The organism is Pedobacter sp. 01N416 (genome assembly GCF_056399685.1).
Genome location: NZ_JBFTRT010000701.1, coordinates 1 through 4,584 on the forward strand (window position 1 = coordinate 1; position 4,584 = coordinate 4,584).

Consider the following 4,584-nt stretch of genomic DNA (forward strand, 5'->3'; position numbering starts at 1 on the left):
GGCTTAAGACGTTTAGATGTTACTTATGCCAACTGGCAAAGTTCAATTTTAGACCGTTGGACACCAAGTAATCCTTCTTCTACTGTACCAAGGGTTGTAGAAACAGATCCAAACGGAAACAACACAAAATTCTCGAAAAAATACCTGGAAAAAGGCGACTATTTTAGGTTAAAAACACTTCAGATTGGTTACAATCTTCCTTCAAAAATTACGCAGAAAATTGGTGCACAGAAGCTTCGTGTTTATTTAATGAGTGAAAACCTTTGGACAATTACCAATTATTCTGGTTATGATCCGGAAATAGGTGGAACAGTATTGGGTGTAGATAGAGGTGTTTATCCTCAGGCCCGTTCATTTATGGTTGGTTTAAATGTTGGATTTTAATTTTTAATAAAAATGAAAAAGAATATTTTATGCTTTGCGGCTTTATTGGTGGCCGCTCAAGCAATGGTTTCGTGCCAAAAGCAATTGGACGTTAATCCTAGAGAACGGGTTTTGGAGAGTAGTTATTATGCAAATCAACAGCAAGCATTTAATGCTTTGGTTTCGGTTTACGATCAATTGGGCAATCAATCATCGGGTTATTTAACCAAGCTTAATATTTTTGCTTCGGGCTCTGACGATCATTATGCAGGTGGAGATTCCCCTTCAGATTTAGGGGACCTTCAGGCAATGAACAACTATACCGTAACGTCTTTATCTGGTGCGCCAAGTTACTTATGGGGCAAGGGTTTTACAGGTATTTACCGGGCCAATGTACTGTTAAAGAAAATTGAAGGCATTAGTATGGATGCCGGCTTAAAAAATAGGTATATCGCTGAGGCAAAAGCTTTAAGAGCAATTTTCTATTTTGATCTGGTTCGTATCTTTAAGAATGTACCGTTATTGTTAGAACCTGTTGATAAAGACAATCTGTTTAATGTTGTGCAGGCACCTCCAGCTGATGTTTATAAACAGATTGAAGCCGATTTAACCGCTTCACTAACAGCACTTCCATCAACAATCCCGACAGGAGAAGCTGGTCGTCTTGGTCAAGGTGCAGTTCATGCTGTATTGGGTAAAGTTTATTTGTGGCAAGAGAAATGGGCACCGGCAGCAGCAGAATTTGCACTTGTAAATGGTACAGCTCCAGGTGCGAGTACTTATGGTTATAAACTGCTTCCAAATTTTGCTGATTTATGGAATGTTAAAAATAAATTCAATTCCGAGTCGGTACTCGAACTGGCCTACAATACCACATCTAACATGGCATGGGGAACAGTAGGCAGCGGCGAAGGAAACGTGATGGGGATTTTGGTAGGACCACGGAATTACGTTCCTAAAATTGCAGCTCAGGCGCCAGACTATGTATCGGGCTGGAGTGTAATGCCTTTTACACAGGAGTTTTTCGATCTGATCCACTTCGATCCGAGAAATAAACCGACGGTAGCAAACTTAGATAGTTTAGAAAAAGCTGGGATTGTTTCTTACAAGCATGCAAATGCCAATACCGGTTATTTTGTTGAAAAATTTGCTGGCCGAAATTCTACAAAAGCGGCAGTTGGACCTTTCGTTTAAGGGATTTGTGGGTGGAAAGAATGAAATTCTTCCTGTACCAGAAAGAGAGCTTGCAAATTCAAAAATAGTTCAAAGTAAAGAATGGGGTGGTTCAAAATAACATCTCATCTATGCACGCTTAATGTTTAATTGTTAACAGGGAGAAAGCGAAATCTTTCTTCCTGTTTTTTTAATCTGCTCATCTTTTCCCTATGCTTTCTACCAAATTCCTTCGCCTTTTTATCGTTTGTATTTTTACCTGTTCTTCACTTGCCGTTATTGCTCAAAACCAACCTGAAGTTTGGCTTACCAAAGCCGATCGATCTGTTTTATTCGGCAAACAGGCAGGTAAATTAAGTTTTAATGTAGCTAAAAACAATCTGCCAACCATTACTGTAAATAACAAAGAAACCTATCAAACTATTGATGGCTTTGGTTATGCCCTAACAGGTGGAAGTGCACAGCACATTGTGAAAATGTCGGCACCAGCCAGAGCGGCTTTATTGAAAGAGTTGTTTGCTACTGATGGAAACAACATCGGGGTGAGCTACATCCGCCTGAGCATTGGCGCTTCCGATTTAAACGAAAAAGTATTTTCTTACAACGACCTTCCCGAAGGACAAACCGATTTAACACAGGCTAAATTTGATCTGGGTCTGGATAAAGTAGATGTGATTCCGGTAATGAAGGAAATCCTGGCGATCAACCCAAAACTGAAAATTATGGGCTCGCCATGGTCTCCTCCCTTATGGATGAAAACTACATACGATGCCCGTGGTGGGATGCTAAAGCCCGAATATTACGATGCTTACGCTAAATACTTTGTAAGGTATGTACAGGAAATGCAAAAAGAGGGGATTCCTATTGATGCGATTACCGTTCAGAATGAACCTTTGCACCCCGGCAATAATCCCAGCTTGCTTATGGTTGCACCAGATCAGGCCCTTTTTGTAAAGAAATTTCTCGGTCCTGCTTTTGCTAAAGCCAATATTAAGACCAAAATTATTGTTTATGATCATAATGCCGATCGCCCGGATTACCCGATTAGCATTTTAGATGATCCGGAAGCCAGAAAATATATCGATGGATCTGCCTTTCATCTGTACGGAGGAAAGATTGAAGCCTTAACTGATGTGCACAATGCCCATCCTGATAAGAATATTTACTTTTCTGAGCAAATGGTGGTGGAGCAGCCAGATGCTGCGGATATTAAAATTGTTAATCCGGTTAGGCGTTTGATTATCGGCGCTACCAGAAACTGGAGCAAAAATGTGCTGGAATGGAACTTAGCCGCCGATCCTGAAAACAAGCCTTATACCGACAGAGGTGGCTGTTCGATGTGCCAGGGCGCAGTAACCATTGATAAAGATTCTTATAGCAGAAACCTGGCTTATTATTCCATTGCGCATGCTTCTAAATTTGTTCGTCCAGGTGCTGTTCGCATTGCTACTAACGATTTATCCGATCTGCCAAATGTTGCCTTTAAAACACCTAGTGGAAAACATGTTTTAATTGTAGCCAATAACGGTAAAAATGCCGCTAAGTTTAATGTTAGCTTTAATGGCAAAACACTTGTCGCAACACTCGATAAAGGCTCTGTAGCCACATACATCTGGTAATTATCTAAAACCTAATCTTATTTTATGTCTTTTACAAAATCAATCTTATATATTTTTCTGTTCAGCATTGTTTCGTTTACAGGGTTTAGTCAAGGATTTTTAAAAGCCGAGGGTAAAAAAATAGTGAACGCAAAAGGCGAGAATGTTTTGCTCCGCGGCTTTGGTTTAGGCGGTTGGATGTTACAAGAGGGTTATATGCTCAAAATTAACAACGAGGCACAACAATACCGCATCCGCGAGCGGATAGAAGAACTGATGGGGCCAAAACAGACCCAGGAGTTTTACGATGCCTGGCTGGCCAGCCACATGCGTAAAATTGATGTCGATTCGTTGAAACGCTGGGGCTTTAATTCCATTCGTTTACCCATGCACTACAATTTATACACCCTGCCGGCAGATAAAGAGCCGGTTGCAGGCAAAAATACCTGGCTGGAAAAGGGTTTTGCCTTAACCGATAGCTTGTTAGCGGTGCATACGATATTTTGAACGAACCTAACTACGGTTTCTCAAACCCTGAAGAAGATAAAAACGGAACAAAGGAAAAGGTGAATGCACCATTAAGAAAATTAATGATCGAAATTACCAAAGCTATCCGCGAGGTTGATCAAAAACACATCATTATTATCGAAGGCAATGGCTGGGGCAATAATTACAATGGTATTTTCCCGCTTTGGGATAAAAATATGGTGTTGAGTTACCATAAATATTGGAATTATAATGATCAGACGTCAATAGCACATATTATTAAAGCCAGAGATGAACAGCATGTTCCGGTCTGGCTTGGTGAAACAGGAGAAAATTCTAATGTTTGGTTTACTGATGCCATTCAACTTTTAGAAAAAAATAACATCGGCTGGGCTTGGTGGCCATTGAAAAAAATAGGAGCGAATAATCCGATGGAAATTAAATCGAACCCCAATTACGATGCGCTGGTAAAGTACTTCAATAACGGTGGAGACAAACCTAAAGATAGCAATGTATACAGCGGTTTAATGGAACTGGCTATTTATTCGAGATTAGAAAATACGATTATTCACAGGGATGTGATAGATGCGATGATCCGTCAGCCCTTTAGTAATGAAACCAAGCCGTTTAAGCCCAGTTTTATTAGTGATAAAAGCATTGTGTACGCTGTAGATTACGATTTAGGTAAAAATGGCAAAGCTTATTTCGATACCGATACTGCCGATTACCATACCTCAACAGGAAAAAGAAGTGCAGGTAACCGTGGTCGGATTTACCGGAATGATGGGGTGGATATTGCAAAAGATTCTACCCAATACGAAAAGTATTATGTAAACCATATTGAAAAAGGAGAGTGGTTACAGTACACCGTAAATGTTTCGCAAAAAGGAACCTACACTTTAAAAATAAATGCTGCGGCAGATAATGTTTCAGGTAGAATGACCATTGTGATTGATAATAAAGT

4 protein-coding genes and 1 pseudogene are annotated in these 4,584 nt (G+C 40.1%); all 5 read left to right on the forward strand.

What is annotated here, in order from left to right; translation table 11 throughout:
- Positions 1-384 (forward strand): annotated as a pseudogene (locus tag AC1DND_RS26010) (SusC/RagA family TonB-linked outer membrane protein); the annotation flags it as partial.
- 12 nt (positions 385-396) lie between these two features.
- The gene (locus AC1DND_RS26015; protein WP_477585503.1) at positions 397-1,557 is read left to right on the forward strand and encodes a RagB/SusD family nutrient uptake outer membrane protein; all 1,161 of its coding nucleotides are present in this window, start codon (positions 397-399) and stop codon (positions 1,555-1,557) included.
- A 191-nt stretch (positions 1,558-1,748) separates the two neighbouring features.
- Complete coding sequence (locus tag AC1DND_RS26020) at positions 1,749-3,155, forward strand: glycoside hydrolase family 30 protein (RefSeq protein ID WP_477585505.1); 1,407 nt, start codon at positions 1,749-1,751, stop codon at positions 3,153-3,155.
- Between the two features lie 24 nt (positions 3,156-3,179).
- Positions 3,180-3,641 carry a hypothetical protein gene (locus AC1DND_RS26025; protein ID WP_477585507.1) on the forward strand — a complete coding sequence of 154 codons (462 nt, stop codon included), beginning with the start codon at positions 3,180-3,182 and terminating at the stop codon, positions 3,639-3,641.
- Positions 3,638-4,584 (forward strand): cellulase family glycosylhydrolase (locus AC1DND_RS26030; RefSeq protein WP_477585509.1); only part of this gene is annotated, 947 nt, incomplete at its 3' end. The genes AC1DND_RS26025 and AC1DND_RS26030, both read left to right, overlap by 4 nt.